Raw genomic sequence first — 262 nt, forward strand, 5'->3', positions numbered from 1 at the left:
AACCATCTTTTCCAATCTTACCTTTAGCTTCACCTTCTACTCGTACTAACACGTATCCTTTGATTACTTTTCCAGTTGTTGTGTACTCATCTCCTACTTTTCCTTCTGTTGTTTCTGAAGGAACTAAGTCTTTTCCATTTTCATCTACGTATTTAACTACTAAGTTTGCTTTGTTTGCTACGTAGTTGATTGGTGTATCTTCACCTGGGTTTGTAGGGATATTTGGTACTTCATATCCTTCTTCTGGATTGTTTGGATTTAC

The 262-nt window shown here is 36.3% G+C and carries 1 protein-coding gene; it reads right to left on the reverse strand.

The features are described 5' to 3' along the window. Positions 1–262, reverse strand: a 262-nt coding sequence (locus tag PNO30_RS06915; RefSeq protein ID WP_271987654.1) for a MucBP domain-containing protein, incomplete at both ends; no start/stop codon positions are given.

This window comes from Gemella haemolysans (genome assembly GCF_028308085.1).
Lineage (GTDB): Bacteria > Bacillota > Bacilli > Staphylococcales > Gemellaceae > Gemella > Gemella haemolysans_D.